Below are 19,141 nucleotides of genomic sequence, written 5' to 3' on the forward strand. Positions count from 1 at the left end.
CAAAAACGAGCAACATGAACAACTACGCTGATGCGGGCTTCGTCAACAACAACTACTGGACGAGTGACGCAACAGGTAGCAATGGCTTCAATGTCAACTCGAACAACGGCAACGTTAACAGCAACAGCGCTTCCAACAGTAATTACGCTGTTTGCACCGAGGCCTTATTACAGTGTGCTCTGCTATGAGTGAATTGGAGTTAATAGATGTAAACGGTTTTCTGTTTTGTAGGACAATTATGCACAATAAATTACCTAACTTTACTCAATCAACTTTTGTTCAACCTAAAATATTTAATGATTTAGTGACATTATACCAATGCTATTGGCAAACGCATTGCCACTTACCAAAGTCCTTTAAATTTACCACTGGCGAAGCGATATTGACCGAGCTAACTGAGGCAATTCGCTCTGCAGTATTATCTAATATAGTTGACCGAGATAACATCAAAGAATGCCAATCCGCCATTAAACAGTTACAACATATTCGCGCCTCGTTAGATGTTATCAAAGGGCTATTGTGTGTAGGTTGGAAAATGAAAATGATATCACACGGTGCTTTTGCTTCATTCAACCAATCTATCGACAACATCCAAAAGCAGACCACTGGTTGGCAACATTGGTTTATGGCGCAAGTGAATGATGAGGATTTAAGCTAAGGCTAAATCTAAAACAAAAACAAAATTAAAAAAGCGCATTAATTTAAACGTTTTTATTTCACAAAAAAACACCTTATTTACTCACAAAAAGCGGTCAGAAAAGGTATTGATTTTATTAAAGTTTTTCTGGCTGTTTTTTTAACAAAAACCGCCTAATAAAAACACAACAACCTTCCCAAAAACGATAGTTATGTTGTTTGTCCTATTCCGGCGTCAGAATGTGCCGACAACAGAGCGAGGTTAGCACGCCAAACAGGGATGTTTGGCGAGGCTATGCTTCGCCGGGAGCGAATCATAGCCGGTGCGTTAAGACCGAGCGGCGGCGGAGGGCAGCCGAAGGCCACATTCTGCAGCCAAAGCGTGGGTTGTTAGGGAATTCGCTTTAAATTCCCTAACTCGGACGTGGTCACTGTAGCTATTTTGTCCACCCAAGGTCAAAACGTCCGAAACCACCGCACCTAATTCATTCTATCCACAAACCCCAAAAGGCCTGATTTTCCGCTCAAAAATCGGTCAGAAAAGGTATTGATTTTATTAAAGTTTTTCTGGCTGTTTTTTAACAAAAACCGCCTAACAAAAACACAACAACCCATCCTTCAATATAAATATTTTTTATAACCTCAAAAAAAGATTGAAATCATTTGGTTGTTAAGTAACCATATGAACGTAATACCCATTTTTGCTAACGATAAAGCAAAACCAGATAAACTACATAATTGATGATAAGGATCCAACATGTTTAGTAACAAGATGGCTATTGCCGAGTACGATAAAGAACTGTGGGATGCGATAAAAGGTGAAGAACAGCGTCAAGAAGATCACCTTGAATTGATCGCATCAGAAAACTATACCAGCCCACGCGTAATGCAAGCACAAGGTTCACAATTAACCAATAAATATGCCGAGGGTTATCCCGGTAAGCGTTATTATGGTGGTTGTGAGTATGTTGATGTGGTCGAGCAGTTGGCAATTGATCGCGCTAAAACTTTATTTGGTGCTGATTATGCCAATGTACAACCTCATTCAGGTTCGCAGGCGAATTTTGCGGTTTATATGGCGCTTTTAAATACAGGCGATACTGTTTTGGGTATGAATTTGTCTGAAGGTGGTCATCTGACGCATGGTTCGCCGGTTAGCTTTTCTGGCAAGCTTTATCATATTGTGGATTATGGCGTTGATGATTCAGGACGTATTGATTATGACAAGTTAGCTAAAACAGCCCAAGAGTCTAAACCGAAAATGATTATTGGTGGTTTTTCGGCTTATTCTGGTGTGGTGGATTGGAAGCGTATGCGCGAGATCGCCGATAGTGTGGGTGCTTATTTATTTGTGGATATGGCGCATGTGGCTGGTTTGGTGGCCGCAGGTGTTTATCCAAACCCTGTTCCTTATGCTCACGTTGTGACTACAACCACCCATAAAACCCTTGGTGGCCCACGTGGGGGCTTGATTTTAGCTAAAGGTGGCAGTGAAGAATTATATAAAAAGTTAAATTCGGCTGTCTTTCCTGGGGCGCAAGGTGGGCCTTTAATGCATGTGATTGCCGCTAAAGCGGTGGCATTAAAAGAGGCAATGGAACCCGCTTATAAAGAATATCAACAGCAAGTGGTGAAAAATGCCAAAATGATGGTTGAAGTGATTATGCAGCGTGGTTATAAAGTGGTTTCTGGTGAAACACACAATCATTTGTTTTTAATTGATTTAGTCGATAAAAATATCACAGGTAAAGAAGCCGATGCGGCTTTGGGTAGTGCCAATATTACGGTTAATAAAAATAGTGTACCGAAAGATCCACAAAGCCCGTTTGTGACATCAGGCGTGCGGATTGGTACGCCGGCTATTACTCGCCGAGGCTTTAAAGAAGCCGAATCGCGAGATTTGGCTAATTGGATTTGTGATGTTTTAGATAATATCGATGACGAGCAAACTATTCAAGCTGTGAAAGAAAAGGTGCTTGCAATTTGCCGTCGTTTGCCGGTTTATCAGCATTAATGATCGTTTCATTTCGCCGACGATTGTCGGCGAAATGGTTTGTTGCTTTTATTTGCCAATATTGGCATTTGTGTCAGTTTTATTTTGGGTTTGTTGTTGTTTGTGCTGTTCTATATAGTGGTCAAGGTAACCTTCATGCCATAACCAGCCTCCTGTCGCTCCAATACCAAGTAAAATAGCTAACCAAAAAATGATAGCCAATTTGTGGTGGCGTTGTTTCATTGGATCTCGTAAGTTGCGTTTTGCATTGGCTGGAAGTTCTGCTTTGCTGGTGAGTAAGCTACCTAGCATTAAGTTGATTTTGACTTGTCCGTTAATTGCCCAACCTGATGCTTCTAGCAGTGGGCCAAGGGTTCTTCGACGCAATTTTAACCATGCCAAAATAACAGAAGGGCCAGAAATAATTAGGAATAATCCAATAAAAACCAAAGGCAATTGCCACCAAGCTAGCGCAAAAATAGCTTGGAATAGTGTGGCTAATGCCGTGCCGATTGCGCCAATGGCTAGGCCAATTGCGGCAAAAATACCTACGCTTTTGCCAATATCAAATTTATTGGCTGGGTTTTGCAATGCTTGTTCACTTGATTTTGCAACATCGGCATCTTTGCTGCTTGCCCATTTGTTTATCTGTTCGGTAATTACGCGCCCCATTCGTTGATAAGGTGCCCAGATTGCTTGTTGTATGCTGATAGGTTTGGTAATGATTTTGACGACATTGGCATCCCAGTCGTTGCCGTCGTTGTCAATAAATACGCCATTACGACCTTCAATCAGTAAATCACCTTTCCCCGCTGTCATAGCGGCAGCAATGAGTTGTTTTTGCCCGTGTCTGGTGCATTCACAATAGAGTAAGCAGAGTTCAGAGTAGTTTGCCATGGTGGCGTGTTTGGCAATATTATCAACTGCAACGCAAAGGGTTGCACAGCGTCCATCAATGTAGAGTTTGCCAAGCTGAAAGGCCGCTCGGGTTTTTAACGAAAAGAAGTCAGCAAAAGACACAAAGTTGACCAATAAGCGGTAAAGGTGTTTGTGGAATAGGACTAGCTTTTCTAATACGAGGACGTCGGATGAGGATATCGGGGTTTTGTTGTCTTGTTCAACCATTTGTGTAAATTCGTCCAGCAATTCACTGTTGGCTAAGTGGGCGATAGTGTTGCTTGGAATATCTTCTATGCTGGCAGATGGCGCGATTTCAACTTTTATTTGTGCTATTTCGGGTTTAGTGCTTATTAATGTGGTGTAAGTTTTTAAGCTGTGTTGGATGTTTTGCCATTCTTGCTCGGTTAGTAAGTCAGGATTGGCTAATGCTGGGGCGATGAGCGTTTTGAGTCGATTGACTTTGGCTTTCCATAATGGATTAAGCCCATTGACTAAGTCAAGTGCGTTGGTTGTGTCTATTTTTGATAGCGGTAATTGTGCTAAGGCGTCATCAGAAAGTAGCCCATTTTGGGTAGGGACGATGTACTTTTCGTCAACATTGAGGGCCGTTTGTGCTTGTGGAGCGTATTGTGCCAGTTCAACACGTAAAAAATAGTCGTCAATTTTGGGTTTGAGTTGTTGGATTAATTTCCATGTCTCGGCACTATTTTCACCAAATGGGGTTGGGGTCTTGCTTATTTGAGTTTGCCATTGTAGCCATGTTTTTAGGTTGTCGACAAAGGTGGTGGCTATATTTAGGTCAATGCCATCTTGTCCGCTCATGTCTTTTTGTGCACCGGTGGTGTTGATGGCGGTTTGGATGAATGTTTGCATGTCGGGCGATAATTCGCTTGATACAGGGAAGATTAAGTCACCGTTGTAAAGTTTGCTAGCGTTGATTTTTATTGATTGTTGAACGTCATCTTGCGTTAAGTAATTTACGTTGTTTTTATTTAAGCTAGCTAAGATGCTGTGAGCGGTGATCGATAGCTTTTCCCCTTGTGGGGTCGAGGTGTTTATTTGTGATAGTGACAGTGTTTCGCTTGAGCTTAAAATGCTGTCAAATGAGGTGATTTTGTCTTGTGTCCAGCTGATGGCATCAAGAATGTCAGGTATGCGAATTCGTCCATCTTTGTCTGAGTCGAGTAGTGCTAAGGTTCGCTCATCAAAATCTAGCCCTGTGGTCGGGCAACTTAAAGCTACCCATAATTTAGGGTCTAAATCAGGTAAATTAATAATGTCATTGGCATTTTTAAATACCACTTGATCTAATCCACCTACGCGCTGAAATGTCCACATGTGACTCATAGTTATCTCCACATCAAAATCTAAATAATATTTTGTACATTAATATAAACAGTATTTGTTTTTTTTGATAGAACAGAACAGTGATTTCTAATATTTGTGAGGCCTATTAACGTATCTTTGGTATTTGGTTTAGTTGCCTTGGGCAACTTTATGATAGAATAATGCCTTATTATTTAATATCAAAAAAAATCACTAATATGTCATTAATTAATCTTACCAATGCTTATCTTTCCTTTAGCGATGCGCCATTGCTTGATCATATCGATATGTCTATTGAACCAAACGAGCGTGTTTGTCTTGTTGGACGTAATGGTGCTGGCAAATCAACGTTACTTAAAGTGTTAAATAAAGAAGTGCCATTAGATGAAGGGCAAATTATTTATGAAAATAATGTGATTGTTTCACGCCTGCAGCAAGATCCCCCGCGCGATGTGCAAGGCAATGTGTTTGACTTTGTGGCAGAAGGATTACACGAACAAGCACAGTTACTACGAGATTATTACGATTTAGCTCATCGTGTTGAACACGATCCATGCGAAAGTAACTTGGCTAAATTAGCAAAAATGCAAGAGCAGTTAGATCATCAAAATGGCTGGCAATTAGATAGTCGTATTCGTAATGTTATTTCGTCGTTGTCACTTGATGGTGATGCCTTGTTATCTTCGCTATCTGGTGGCTGGCTTCGTAAAGCTGCATTAGCCAAAGCATTAGTTTGTCAACCATCGGTTTTATTGCTTGATGAACCAACAAACCATTTAGATATTCAAACCATAAAATGGTTGGAAGAGTTTTTGAAAAGCTTTAATGGCAGTATTGTGTTTATTTCTCATGACCGTTCATTTATTCGTCAAATGGCAACGCGTATTATTGATTTAGATCGGGGTAAAATTGCCTCTTGGAGCGGTAACTACGATAACTATTTACTTGGTAAAGAAGAAGCCTTGCGCGTTGAAGAGTTGCAAAATGCGGAATTTGATAAAAAATTAGCTCAAGAAGAGGTTTGGATTCGCCAAGGTATTAAAGCTCGCCGTACACGTAATGAAGGGCGAGTACGTGCATTAAAAGCAATGCGCCAAGAGTATAGCGAGCGTCGCCAAGTGATGGGCAGTGCCAAAATGCAAATTGAGGAGGCGTTACGTTCAGGAAAAATTGTTTTTGAGCTTGAAAATGTGACCTATCAGATTGAAGATAAGTTGCTAGTTAATGATTTTACTGTGCAAGTATTACGTGGCGATAAAATAGCTCTAATTGGTCCTAATGGTATTGGCAAAACGACGTTGTTAAAACTAATGTTAGGTAATTTAGCGCCAACATCAGGTAGCGTACATTGTGGTACAAAGCTTGAAGTGGCTTATTTTGATCAATATCGATTAGAGCTTGATCCTGAAAAAACCGTGATGGATAATTTAGCTGAAGGTAAACAAGAGGTGATGGTTAATGGACGATCACGTCATGTTCTTGGTTATCTGCAAGATTTTCTATTCCCGCCAAAACGCGCCCGAACACCTGTTCGTGCATTATCAGGTGGTGAGCGTAATCGTTTATTGTTGGCTAAACTATTTTTAAAACCTAGCAATTTATTAATACTTGATGAACCGACCAATGATCTTGATATTGAAACGCTGGAGTTGTTAGAAGAGTTGGTTAATGATTATCAGGGAACAGTTTTGTTAGTTAGCCATGATCGGCAGTTTGTTGATAACGTCGTTACCCAATGTTGGTTTTTTGAAGAAAAAGGACATATTGGTGTTTATGCTGGTGGTTATGCCGATGCTTTGCAACAACAGCAACAAGCACAACCGGTTAAGGTAGCGGCAGTTAATGATGTTAAACAGCCTAAAAAGGCGTTAAGCACGACGAATAACAAAAGCAATGATCAAGCCACTAAAAAGAAGGTTAAGCTGAGTTATAATGAGCAACGAGAGTTAACACAATTACCAAGCAAAATAGAGCAGTTAGAATTAGCCATTGCTGATTTACAAGCACAGATTGGTCAAAGTGACTTTTTTAATCAACCCCACGAGGTTACGGGACCAATCTTACAATCTTTAACCGATAAAGAAGCTGAATTAGAATCTGCTTTTGAACGCTGGGAACAGTTAGAGTCTTTAAGTAAATCATAATGTAAGGGTGTTATTTTTCAGCATTATTTATTGGGGTATATAATAAATAATGCTGTTTCTGAGCGTTAAGATTTTTATAAAATGGTTTTATTATTCCACAACTTTCTAGAACAAAGGCAGAAAAATAATAAGGCAATGATGACAAAAATTGCACCAACAAAACCAATATCTTCCTTTGATAGTAAAATTAATACTTTACTGCCTATAAAAGCGCCCCCGCCGATTCCAATATTGTAAATTCCTGAATAGACCGATGTAGCAATATCGGTTGCATCGGGCGCTGCATCAATCACTTTGCTTTGCATGACCATGCCAATAATGGTAATCGAAAGCCCCCAAATCAAACATTGAATGATTGCGGTATAAAGCGTGAATGAACAGACATAAAGCGATAATAAACAAATGATCAATGACAACATAGGCATCACTAATATGGCGGTTGGATTTTTTTCGGCATATCTTGCAAAAATAATACTGCCAATCATGCCTGAAAAACCGACTACTAACAATAAAGCGACGATAACATTTTGATTAAATCCGCCAACATCTTTCATAAATGGCGTGATATAAGTATAAGCAGTAAAGTGGCCAGCAATAATAATGGCTATTAATAGATAAATGTTAAGCAGTATTGGCCGTTTTAATACCGTTGGAATATCTTTGATAGAAATAATATCCATGCTTGGTACAGTAGGCAATAAGCGGAGCAGTAGTATCATCACGCAAAAAGCGATACCAGCAATACATAAAAAAGTCACGCGCCAGCCAACGAGTTGCCCTATGATGGTACCAATTGGGATCCCTAGGATGGTTGCCATCGATACGCCAATAACAATAAAGCCCATTGCTTTAGCTTTTTTACCATTAGGCGCTAATCGAACTGCAAGCGGTGTTGTAATTGCCCAAAATACCGCATGTGCACAAGCAATGCCAATTCTTGCTGCCATCAGACTGTAAAAATTCCACGCAAATCCGGCTAAAATATGGCTACCAATAAATAGGCAAAATAGAAAAATTAGTAGTTTTCTTCGCTCCATTTTTGACGTTAATACTGTGAGTGGCAATGATAATAACGAAACAGACCATGCATAAATGGTGAGTAATAATCCAGCATGAGCAACATCCATTGAGAAGCTTTCAGCAATATTAGGTAATAGTCCAACAGGTACAAATTCCGTTGTATTAAAAATAAATGCCGCAAATGCAAGGCAAAGAATTGATGACCAAATACGAGATCGGTTAATACTATTATTCATGATTAAGATTATGGAGGAGGTATGTTTTTATTGGATTATAACTGAATAATTTTGTCTATTAAATAGCTGCTATAAATAAATCTTAAAGTAAATCATCGCCACCACTGTTGGTAGAGGATGGCGATGTATTATTGCTTTAATTTATGCTAATGCTTTAGCCGCCGCTAGGGCTTTGTCATAATCGGGCTCCGAAGATGTTTCTTTAACATATTCGACATAAGCAATTTTGTCATTTTTATCAATGACAAATACAGCGCGGGAAAGTAAGCGTAGCTCTTCAATAACAGTGCCATATTTTAAACCAAAATCCAGATCTTTATGGTCAGAAGTGACTTTGACAGCATCAATGCCTTCAGCTGCACAATAGCGATTTAATGCAAAAGGTAAATCAACACTAATTGAAAATATCACGGTATCTTTTAGTTTTGCTGCTTCTACATTGAAACGGTGAACTTGGGCACTACATACGGAAGTATCAATGGATGGTACCGAATTAATAATCCTGATTTTACCTTTAAAATCGGATAATTTAATGGGTTTCATTGCTAAATCTTGCACGATAAAATCGGGTGCTATGTCACCAACGTTGATTTTGGGACCTAACAAAGTAATAGGGGCTCCACGCATAGTAACTTCATTGACTCTTTTTTGCATAACTGTTTCCTTTGGGGGATAATAATTGTGTTGTAATAAATTTAAGTGTTGATAGGATAACGACGTTCAATGCATTAAAGATTTTGCACCTATTGGCGTTGATTTAATATAGACCTAAATAGGCTACTGAGCAATAGCGCTATCATGTTTTTCGTGATGAATTAGCCAATTTCAACTATTGTTAATAATATTGTTTTTTTAATGTAATTAAATTATTTGTATTTTGTATGTTTATTAGACAATGGTATATAATGCCAACACCTTTCTTTACTCTTATATCAACATTATGAATCAATTATTTATTACTGTCTGTTTACTGACTTTTAGTAATATTTTTATGACTTTTGCGTGGTATGGGCATTTGCGGTTTTTACATAACCAAGTTTGGCTAGTGGCGGTGTTTGCTAGCTGGGGGATTGCGTTATTTGAGTATTTATTGCAAGTGCCTGCTAATCGCATTGGTTTTCAAGTTGCCAGCGCAGGTCAATTAAAGATTATTCAGGAAGTAATTAGTTTGTCTGTTTTTATCCCTTTTTCAATTTATATTTTAAAAGAGCCGTTTAAGACAGACTATATTTGGGCTGGTTTGTGTCTTTTAGGTGCGGTATTTTTTATGTTCCGCGATAAGATTTTTGCTTAAATTCATGCTAAAACCGTGATAAATGTTGAGCATATTTGTCATGGTAATGCTCTAAATTAGCCTTTCAAATATTCCACATATTGCGCGCCTGATTGTTGTGATGTTATGCCAAATTAATCATAAAATATCAATAGCATTGGCTGTTGTTGACAGCCAAGCTTATTCTTTAGTTATAGCGCCTTAAATGAAATATCCGGTAAAATTGCTTCGCCTTGCCAATATAGCTCACTGGCAATGCGCCCAGCAATTTGGCAATAAAGTTGGGTAAATTCGCTATCAGGGTGGCTAATAATAGTAGGTTGTCCTGTATCGAGATCTTGGCGTAACATTTTATGAAGTGGCATTTGTCCGAGCAATTTTGTTTGATATTGCTCAGCTAAACGCTGTGCTCCACCTTCGCCAAAAATAGCTTCGTGATGACCACAATTTTCGCAAATGTGGTAACTCATGTTTTCAATAATGCCTAGTGTTGGGATGTTGACTTTATTAAACATGGTCATGCCTTTTTTGGCATCAATTAATGCGATGTCTTGCGGTGTACTGACAATGATTGCTGCCGTTACTGGAATACTTTGCGCTAGGGTTAATTGGATATCCCCAGTTCCTGGAGGCATATCAATAACCAAATAATCAAGTTCAGGCCATAATGTATCTTGTAATATTTGTAGTAATGCCTTGCTTGCCATTGGTCCACGCCATACCATGGCGCTATCTGGATCAACTAAATAACCAATAGAGTTACTGGCTAATCCGTGTGCCATAATTGGGGTCATGTGTTTATTGTCAGGTGTTAAGGGTTGCTGCTTTTCTGTGCCCAACATGGTTGGAATTGAAGGTCCATAAATATCCGCATCTAAAATGCCTACTTTGGCGCCTTGTTTTTGTAAGGCTAGTGCAAGATTAACAGCTGTTGATGATTTGCCCACGCCACCTTTGCCTGAACTTATGGCGATAATATTTTTGACATTGTTAATGGCATGTTGGTCATTAGCGCGTTTTAATGTGGCAATTTTATAGTCAATGTGCCAATTAACGTCATTAATGCCGTTAAGCTTTAGTAATTTTGGGGTGGCTATTTTTTTTAACTCGTCAAAAGCGTTTTGCCAAGCGAAGGGCATGGTTAAATTAATGGATAAATGCTGATTAATTATTTCGCATTTAGTGACTGTGTTAAGTTCAAGTAAATTTTTTTGTAAGGTTGAATGAGTAAAATTCTCAAGAATCTTTTTTACTTCAATGTTCATTGCTGTTATCTCTTTATGCATTGATATTTATACTTGGTTCATTTTTAATACTCCCTCTTAAAGAGGGTGGAAAAATTATAATAATTTACATTCTTTAAAAAGGATTATTTGCCATTTGCAAAGTGAATAGAGTATAGAAATTTTATCAAATTATGGCATAAATCTAGCGATAATCCCACGATTGATGTACTATTTCTGCCATTATGTAATAAAAGGTAATAAATCAACATGACAACTCAACGCAAAATATTGGTGACTTGCGCACTGCCTTATGCCAATGGTGCAATTCACTTAGGTCATATGCTTGAACATATTCAAGCTGATGTATGGGTGCGTTATCAACGTATGCGTGGTAATGAGATCTATTTTATTTGTGCCGACGATGCACATGGCACGCCAATTATGCTTAAAGCGCAACAACTTGGCATTACGCCTGAACAGATGATTAGTGAAGTGAAAACTGAGCATCAGCGTGATTTTGCTGGATTTAATATTAGTTATGATAATTACCATTCAACTCATAGCTCAGAAAACCGTGAAATATCAGAGCAGATTTATAAGCGTTTAAAAGCCAATGGTTATATTAAAACCAAAGTCATTTCACAGCTATTTGATCCTGAAAAACAGATGTTTTTACCTGATCGCTTTGTAAAAGGCACTTGTCCACGATGTAAAGCACCAGATCAATATGGCGATAACTGTGAAGTGTGTAGTGCAACTTACAACCCGATTGATTTAATTAATCCGAAGTCTGTGGTTTCAGGGGCGACGCCAATTTTAAAAGAGTCAGAACATTTCTTTTTCGATCTGCCGGCTTTTTCAACTATGTTACAGGAGTGGATTCGCTCAGGGACACTGCAAGAGCAAGTCGCTAATAAAATGCAAGAGTGGTTTGAATCAGGCTTACAACCGTGGGATATTAGCCGTGATGCTCCTTATTTTGGTTTTGAAATCCCCGATGCACCAGGTAAATATTTTTATGTCTGGTTAGATGCACCAATTGGTTATATGGGCTCTTTTTTAAACTACTGCAATACACAAAATAAACCAATTTTTGATGAGTTTTGGAATAAAGATTCAAGCACTGAGCTTTATCACTTTATTGGTAAAGATATTGTTTACTTTCATAGTTTATTTTGGCCGGCAATGCTAGAGGGTAGCGAACATCGCAAACCATCGAATATTTTTGTGCATGGTTATGTAACTGTTGATGGCGCAAAAATGTCTAAGTCGCGAGGTACTTTTATTCAAGCAAGTACTTATCTAAAACACTTAGATCCTGATTGCTTACGCTATTATTATGCCGCTAAGCTGTCACCACATATTGATGATATTGATTTAAATTTAGAAGACTTTGTGCAACGTGTAAATAGCGATTTAGTTAACAAAGTTGTTAATATTGCTTCACGTTCGGCTGGGTTTATTTATAAACGCTTTGACGGTAAATTATCGGATAATGTAGCTGAACCAGCACTTTATGCGTATTTTGTTGAAAAGTCTCAAATCATTGCTGATTATTTTGAGCAACGTGAATCAGGTAAGGCGATTCGTGAAATTATGGCACTTGCTGACGAAGCTAACCGCTATATTGACGAAAAAGCGCCATGGGTGGTTGCTAAACAAGAAGGGCAAGATCAAACATTGCAAGATATTTGCTCAATGGGTATTCACCTATTTCGTATTTTAATGACCTATTTAAAACCAATAGTGCCTTCATTAGCTGAGCGAACAGAAGCATTTTTAAATAGCAAATTAGAATGGAATACTATTGCTAATGCGTTAACTGGTCATAAGATTAATCAGTTTAAAGCCCTATTTAATCGTATTGATATGGATAAAATTACAGCCATGATTGAAGAAACAAAAGAGCAAGCTGCCCTAGCAACACCAGCTAAAACAAATGTTGCTGAACCTATTGCTGATACGATTAATTTTGACGATTTTGCCAAAGTTGATATGCGTGTTGCTTTAATTAAACATGCTTGTTTTGTTGAAGGATCCGATAAGTTACTCCAGTTGACGCTCGATATTGGTGATGAAACTCGTAATGTATTTTCTGGCATCAAGCAGTTTTATCCTGATCCAGAAGTGCTAATTGGGCGTTTAACCATTATGATTGCCAACTTAGCGCCTCGTAAAATGCGTTTTGGTGTTTCAGAGGGTATGGTGCTTTGTGCCAGTGGTAAAGATGATGGTGACGGCGTGTACTTGTTATCGCCAGATAGTGGTGCTAAACCGGGAATGCGCATTTCGTAATTTTTATTCTTATCATGTAAAAAGTGCATCTTAACAAGTTAATGTGCTTGTTAAGATGTTTCAGGAAATTATGCATTTTATTATAAAATTTTCTGATTCGATGAATAATTGTAGCGTTAGTTTTTTTGGGGCTGTTTTTTTATTATAAATGTTTAGCTAACCAACTATCGTGCAACTATTTTTGAGTTTGCCTTTCTACTCTAAAAAATCCCATTGCACTTTGATAGGGTGCAATGAGTGTCAAAAAATAGAAACCATTATTTAAATCAAGACATTTTATGTTTATACCTGCTCAGGTTGAAGACGATACAACAACTATTTGTTATACTTTTCTTTTACGTTAAAACTAAGTTAAGTTCATTATTAAGCAATAATTTTTGATTTATCGGGTAATTAAATAAATCCCAGCTAACAAAACTGGAGGATTTGTGTTCTAGCCATTAATTAGCTTTATGATCTATTTTTAATATGGGTATTTTATTATTTTGCTTATCAATTGATGGCTTTATTAAGTTTATTATTGATAGGTTTTTATTAATATTTTAGTAAGCATTTTTTAGGATAAACATGATAAAACCGATATCTAATATTACATTAAAACCGCTACCTAAAGGTAAAAGAGGTAAAATTAGTTCGCTTGTTGAGGTTGATGGTGTTTGCTATGCTGAAAAACTAGAAGGCCGCTTTTTAGAAATGGCTTTTAGCTATGATGACTGTTATATTTTAATTTTTGTGACGCAAGATGGCGGTCCTTGGGAAGAGACTTTATTCATCTATCTACTTGATTCAAAAAATCAAAATATCATTGATAGTGCCAGAATTGGCGGTGGTGCATATGCTTGGCTTAGTGCTTGTGGTCTTTGTAATATTAAAATTTTATCTGACCATACGGTAAGTTTTGAATTTATGTCGTTTGAGGGTACTGATGGTTGGTTACTTAAACTGTTTAAAAATCCTATAAAAACCTTTCCGTTTACACTTAGAAACCTATTTCATATCTGGCGCCCAATTTCATTTAAACGCCATTTTTTGATCGAAGTAAATAAAACTTCACTTTAAATCAATATGCTATGATTCTCTTTTTATCCTGAAATTTGGCAATCAAAATAACGACTGCCAAAGTTCAATTTTGTTAAAAATCATATTTTGCTGTTTGATTTAACATTGCATGTAAATTCGCTATTGCATTATTTTTGATTTTCTGACGGATTTCCTGAATAAGGAAATATGCTGTCTTTTAGTGAAAAAGAGAAATCTTTTGTATTAATCTCACCAATAACTTTGTTGCTATCGTATAAAGCCAGTAAAAAATCGGCCATTTGCTTTGCTGTATGGTACTTGGTAAAACTTGCATCATAATTGTAGTTACTGACATTATTGGCTTTTTCACCAAATTCTGTTTTTGTTGCAGCCGGAGCTAACACTTTTGCGGTTAATTGGGCGTTAGCTTGCTTTAATTCCTGTGCTAGCCCTTCGGTAAAGGCATTGACATAGAATTTTGTTGCGCAATAGGTTACCGCATTAGGAACCAGCGTATATCCACCACGGGAGGATATGTTTATTAGTTGTGTCCCTGATTCATTTTGATATTTACGTACATACAGTGTTGAAAAAATTGTTAGGACTTCAATATTTAAATGAAGCATTGATTCAATTTTTTCTAAATCTTGATCGCTAACACTGCCGTAATGACCAAAACCGGCATTATTAATCCATGTTTCAATAAAATAGCTGTCTAAATCATTAAAAAGGGAATAAGCGTTGGTTGGTTGTGATAAATCACAAAGTTTTATAATTACTTCTAATGCTGGGGAAATTTTTGCAATTTCTTGTTGTAAAAGTGCCAAATTTTCTTGTCTTCTTGCAATAACAATAAGGTTTTTATTTCGTTTTGCAAAAGCAATAGCTGTTGCATAACCTATGCCTGAACTTGCGCCGGTTATGACGGTATATTTTTTATGTGTATTGGTCATTTTTATTTCCTCTAATATTTCAAATATCTGTATTTAATTAAAACCATTCAAACTATTAAATATATGATAAATATAACTTTATTCTACTGGAAGGTGGACTCATTTTGGTCTTTTATATTTTTTATTGGTTATTTGTTTGCCATGAATTATGTGGTACTTCAACTTCTTTAGAGGCTTGAGCTAAAGCATCATTCAATCCTTGACGGCTTAAAGGTATGCAATATGCAGGCTTTGCACGTTCAAACCGCCAACTGTTTGATAAAGCGCCTACATCAACATAATCATAACCAATACTTTCCAGAAGAGTGAAAACAATTTGTTTGGCAGCTAAGTCATCTCCAGCTATAGGAATTGCTCTTCTATCTGATTTATCATTAGGCTTTGCATCTTTAATAACATCTTTTGCGAGAATTGCATTAAAAACTTTAACTACTCTAGATTTATCAAGATGTTTAGCGACTAACTCGCTGGTTGTTGTTTCATGATTATCTAATTGTCCTAAATGACCATCGCGGGCAGGATAATAGTTAGTGGCATCAAGTACTATTTTTCCGCTGAGTAGCTCTGCTGGTAATTGTGTATAATTGATAAAAGGAATAGCAACGAGAATTATATCACCAAATTTAATGGCTTCTTCTTGGCTCCCAATTTGGCAGTTTAAGCGTGTGGCTACGCTAAATAACGTCTTTTTATCTCTAGAATTACTTAACATAACTTGATAACCTGCGCGCATAAATAATGTTGTGTAGGCTTGACTTACAAATCCTGCCCCTATAATGCCGATTTTTTTCATATATTTACTCTGTTTTTATTTGTTTACTGGATTTGCGTTATAATATTTATAAAATAAAAGATAGTAAATGGCTTTAAAATTGTTTTATTAACAACTGGAGATTGGTAATATGGATCTTTTTAGAAGTATGAAGGCTTTTGTATTGACTGTGAAGACAGGTTCATTTGCATCGGCATCTATCTCATTAAATACCTCTCCACAAATGGTTGCGAAATATATTCTTTTTTTAGAAACTCAATTAGGGTTAAAGTTACTTAATCGAACAACACGTTCACAAAATCTTACCGAATTTGGTAAGCAGTATTATGAGCGCTGTGTGAGTATTTTAGGTGAAGTTGAAGCCACTTCTATGCTTGCGCAACAGTTTTTAGATAAACCTAGTGGTACGCTTAGAATTAGTGCACCATTTACTTTTGGTAATTTTACTTTAGTGCCATTAATTAGTAGTTTTATGAAGTGTTATCCCCAAATTAGTGTCGATATACAGTTAAGTGATCGTTATGTCGATTTAATTAAGGACGGTTTTGATATTGCTTTTCGGATTGGTGATTTGAGTGATTCAGGGCTTATTGCTCGTAAACTTAATCCTCATCAACTTATTTTTGCTGCCTCACCAGATTATTTAGCGCAATATGGTGTTCCATCAATACCTGATGATTTGAAAAAGCATCAATGCTTGATTTACCAATATGTGAATCAGAATAAAAAAGATCATGTTTGGCCGTTTATGATTAATGGTGAAATAGTTAATATTCCTATATCAGGGACATTTCAAAGTAATCAGACTTCAGCGTTAGTGATAGCTGCGATTGAAGGATTAGGTATCACAATGTTGCCAGAATCTATGTTACAAGAGCCAATTAAGCAGAAAAAATTATTTCCCATATTACAAAAATTTTTACCACCTGCCAAGCCGCTTAATATGCTTTATACTGCTGATCGTCAGCAACCACCAAAATTAAAAGCATTTATTGAATTTGTGTTGAATGCAATATCGTAATAAGTGTATTTTTTTATACATAATAAAAAAGGCGAGCAAATCGCCTTTTTTAACAGTTGTAATAAAAGAACCAATGGTTATTTTATCGTCACTAAAGTACTCACTTCTTTACCTAACATATTGTTTAGATAAACTAAATCGTTAGCAGTTAAGGTTCCTACTGCATATTTTAATTGGAGTAAGCTAGTTAGATAATTATATTTTGCATCTGATAAATTTCGTTTAGAACTGTAAAGCTGAGTTGTTGCATTTAATACGTCAACGATTGTTCTTGTTCCAACTTGATAACCAGAATTAGTTGCTTCTAATGAGCTTTGTGCTGAAACAACTGCTTGTTGATAAGCTTTGATTGCGCTAATCGATGATGAAATATTGTTGTAGGATGAACGTACTTGGTTAATCACGCCACGATTAGTACTTTCTAGTTTTTCACTGAAACTTACGTAATTTTGTTGTGCTTGTTCAACTTTCGATACCGTTGCACCACCAGAAAAGATTGGTAGGTTTACACTGACACCAACATAGTTATTTCCTGAATACGATTTACCACTATGAGCACCTGCCGCTACGTTATTACCATATCTATCAGTTTTATTTAAATTAGTTGATGCATCTAAACTGGCCGTAGGTAAATGACCTGCTTGTGAGAGTTTGATCTGTTCACGTGCAATGTCTTGGTTCAATTTCATTGTTAATAAATTCAGATTAGATGATTCAGATTGTCTTAATAATGTGCTTATTTGTTCTGGCGATTCTGTTTTAAAGGTGTTAGTGTTAACGCTGGCTAAATTAGAATAAAAACGACCGCTTACTTGGCGTAAATCCTCGATTGCGTTGTTAAGATCGTTTAATGTGTTAACTTGTTGTGCAACTGTTAGGTCGTAATTTGCTTGCGCGTTTTGTACGTCAGTAATGGCGACTAAACCGACTTGGTGTTGTTGACGAGTCTGTTCTAACTGACGGCCAATAGCATTTTTTTGTGCATCAATAAAACTTAATGCATCTAGCGCTTTTAGCACATTAAAATAAGCGACAGAAGTATTTAAGATTAATGTTTGACCTTGGTATTGATAAGCAATATCGGCAATACTTGCTTGTTTTTTAGTAATATCTAAGGCCTTCCAATTTGAAAAATTAAAAATGCTTTGCGATACGGCTACTTGATATAAGTTTCCGCTTTTAGATTTTACTCCACTTGTATCACGTCGACCATGAGTTACACCATAAGAAGCACTTAAACCAACCTGCGGTAGCAAACTTGCTCGAGAACCAGAAATTGCCGCGTATGCTTTATTTTTTTCAGCTAATGAACTGCGTAGATCTGGATTGGTTTCTTTTGCTTGTTCATAGACTTGAATCAAATTTTCAGCAAATACAGATTGACTTAATGCTAAGCCAATTAAAAAGGTTAAAGTTTTTTTCATTAATCTTCTCTTTAAAAATCATTAAAATATAGTAGTATTTTTAATGGCGTAATTTTAACAGATTATTAGTATATAGTAAGCATAGTTTGTATGCCATTCGCACTTTTTATTCAAATTAAGTTTAACATCGAGATCTTATATGAAAATAAAACATAATCCGGTACATTTTGACAAAAATGATGTGTTTAATCTAACTAAACGAATTTTGTATAAAGGTTTTTTTTCTTTATTTGAATATCGTTTTCAATATCGTAAATTTGATGGTTCAATGAGCGAGGTTGTAACACGCGAAATTTTAGAACGTGGACATGCAGTTGTACTTTTAGCATATGATGCAAAACGTGATGAAGTTGTGCTAATTGAACAAATCCGGATTGCCGCTATTGAAACGCAAGATAGTCCTTGGATGCTAGAACTCATTGCAGGCATGATGGATCATGAAAATGAATCATTTGAAGAAGTAGCAAAACGTGAAGCAATGGAGGAAGCTGGAGTCGTTATTGGTCGATGTAAACCTATCATCAGTTATTTAGCATCACCCGGTGGGTTAACAGAACAATTGCATATTTTAGTGGGTGAAGTCGATTCATCAACAGCCAAAGGTATTCATGGTCTTGATGAAGAAAGCGAAGATATTAAAGTTCATGTTGTCAGTCGTAATCAAGCTTATCAATGGATCAAAGATGGAGTAATTAACAATGCTGCATCAATTATTGCACTGCAATGGTTAGAACTTAATCATCAGTTATTAAAGAAAGAGTGGGAATAACCTTTTTAGTATTCATATTTAATTATTTCTTTCATAAAAGTGTGATCTATTTTACACTTTTGTATAACGCTAAGATTTACAATAAAAATTGTATTTCCTGTCACAATGTCTATTTTATTGCTGACATTATTAA

15 protein-coding genes and 1 pseudogene are annotated in these 19,141 nt (G+C 36.8%); 9 read left to right on the forward strand and 7 right to left on the reverse strand.

The features are described 5' to 3' along the window. From GQ598_RS00700 to glyA, 3 genes and pseudogenes are all read left to right on the forward strand, one after another. A pseudogene (locus GQ598_RS00700) lies at positions 1-188 on the forward strand (hypothetical protein); the annotation flags it as partial. Between the two features lie 50 nt (positions 189-238). Next, positions 239-658 carry a four helix bundle protein gene (locus GQ598_RS00705; RefSeq protein ID WP_160401910.1) on the forward strand — a complete coding sequence of 140 codons (420 nt, stop codon included), beginning with the start codon at positions 239-241 and terminating at the stop codon, positions 656-658. Between the two features lie 735 nt (positions 659-1,393). Beyond that, entirely contained in the window at positions 1,394-2,650 is a 1,257-nt protein-coding gene (glyA, locus tag GQ598_RS00710) for a serine hydroxymethyltransferase (protein WP_160401911.1), read from the forward strand. 48 nt (positions 2,651-2,698) lie between these two features. Here the strand turns inward: glyA and GQ598_RS00715 are convergent, their stop codons facing one another. Next, positions 2,699-4,876, reverse strand: a complete 2,178-nt coding sequence (locus tag GQ598_RS00715) for a phage holin family protein (protein WP_160401912.1) — start codon at positions 4,874-4,876, stop codon at positions 2,699-2,701. 197 nt (positions 4,877-5,073) lie between these two features. On the opposite strand from GQ598_RS00715, the gene GQ598_RS00720 reads away from it, so the two are divergent. Further along, entirely contained in the window at positions 5,074-6,999 is a 1,926-nt protein-coding gene (locus GQ598_RS00720) for an ABC transporter ATP-binding protein (protein ID WP_160401989.1), read from the forward strand. Between the two features lie 74 nt (positions 7,000-7,073). Here GQ598_RS00720 and GQ598_RS00725 read toward each other — a convergent pair whose 3' ends face one another. Both GQ598_RS00725 and tpx read right to left on the reverse strand, forming a co-directional pair. Then, positions 7,074-8,255, reverse strand: coding sequence for a sugar transporter (locus tag GQ598_RS00725; protein ID WP_160401913.1), 1,182 nt, complete (start codon positions 8,253-8,255; stop codon positions 7,074-7,076). A gap of 141 nt (positions 8,256-8,396) precedes the next feature. Further along, on the reverse strand, positions 8,397-8,909 hold the full coding sequence (gene tpx / locus GQ598_RS00730) for a thiol peroxidase (protein ID WP_160401914.1): 513 nt from the start codon (positions 8,907-8,909) through the stop codon (positions 8,397-8,399). A gap of 286 nt (positions 8,910-9,195) precedes the next feature. Here tpx and GQ598_RS00735 point away from each other — a divergent pair, with 286 nt between their 5' ends. Then, the gene (locus tag GQ598_RS00735) at positions 9,196-9,549 is read left to right on the forward strand and encodes a DMT family protein (protein WP_160401915.1); all 354 of its coding nucleotides are present in this window, start codon (positions 9,196-9,198) and stop codon (positions 9,547-9,549) included. Positions 9,550-9,719: 170 nt separating this feature from the next. Here GQ598_RS00735 and apbC read toward each other — a convergent pair whose 3' ends face one another. Beyond that, entirely contained in the window at positions 9,720-10,793 is a 1,074-nt protein-coding gene (gene apbC, locus GQ598_RS00740; protein WP_202112623.1) for an iron-sulfur cluster carrier protein ApbC, read from the reverse strand. 228 nt (positions 10,794-11,021) lie between these two features. Here apbC and metG point away from each other — a divergent pair, with 228 nt between their 5' ends. Together metG and GQ598_RS00750 are read left to right on the forward strand one after the other, a co-directional pair. Then, complete coding sequence (gene metG, locus GQ598_RS00745; RefSeq protein ID WP_160401917.1) at positions 11,022-13,049, forward strand: methionine--tRNA ligase; 2,028 nt, start codon at positions 11,022-11,024, stop codon at positions 13,047-13,049. Positions 13,050-13,616: 567 nt separating this feature from the next. After that, positions 13,617-14,108 carry a hypothetical protein gene (locus GQ598_RS00750; protein ID WP_160401918.1) on the forward strand — a complete coding sequence of 164 codons (492 nt, stop codon included), beginning with the start codon at positions 13,617-13,619 and terminating at the stop codon, positions 14,106-14,108. A gap of 128 nt (positions 14,109-14,236) precedes the next feature. Here the strand turns inward: GQ598_RS00750 and GQ598_RS00755 are convergent, their stop codons facing one another. Continuing rightward, a complete protein-coding gene (locus tag GQ598_RS00755; protein WP_160401919.1) occupies positions 14,237-15,022 on the reverse strand; it encodes an SDR family oxidoreductase in 786 nt (261 codons plus the stop codon). A gap of 121 nt (positions 15,023-15,143) precedes the next feature. After that, positions 15,144-15,815: an NADPH-dependent F420 reductase gene (locus GQ598_RS00760; protein ID WP_160401920.1), complete on the reverse strand. Its 672-nt coding sequence runs from the start codon at positions 15,813-15,815 to the stop codon at positions 15,144-15,146. A gap of 127 nt (positions 15,816-15,942) precedes the next feature. Here GQ598_RS00760 and GQ598_RS00765 point away from each other — a divergent pair, with 127 nt between their 5' ends. Beyond that, complete coding sequence (locus tag GQ598_RS00765) at positions 15,943-16,815, forward strand: LysR family transcriptional regulator (RefSeq protein WP_255471284.1); 873 nt, start codon at positions 15,943-15,945, stop codon at positions 16,813-16,815. A 77-nt stretch (positions 16,816-16,892) separates the two neighbouring features. Here the strand turns inward: GQ598_RS00765 and tolC are convergent, their stop codons facing one another. Further along, the gene (gene tolC / locus GQ598_RS00770) at positions 16,893-18,239 is read right to left on the reverse strand and encodes an outer membrane channel protein TolC (protein WP_160401922.1); all 1,347 of its coding nucleotides are present in this window, start codon (positions 18,237-18,239) and stop codon (positions 16,893-16,895) included. A 139-nt stretch (positions 18,240-18,378) separates the two neighbouring features. Here tolC and nudF point away from each other — a divergent pair, with 139 nt between their 5' ends. After that, the gene (gene nudF, locus GQ598_RS00775; RefSeq protein WP_160401923.1) at positions 18,379-19,008 is read left to right on the forward strand and encodes an ADP-ribose diphosphatase; all 630 of its coding nucleotides are present in this window, start codon (positions 18,379-18,381) and stop codon (positions 19,006-19,008) included. Positions 19,009-19,141 lie beyond the last annotated feature (133 nt).

Source organism: Gilliamella sp. Pas-s95 (genome assembly GCF_009795795.1).
GTDB classification, from domain to species: Bacteria; Pseudomonadota; Gammaproteobacteria; order Enterobacterales; family Orbaceae; genus Gilliamella; species Gilliamella bombicola.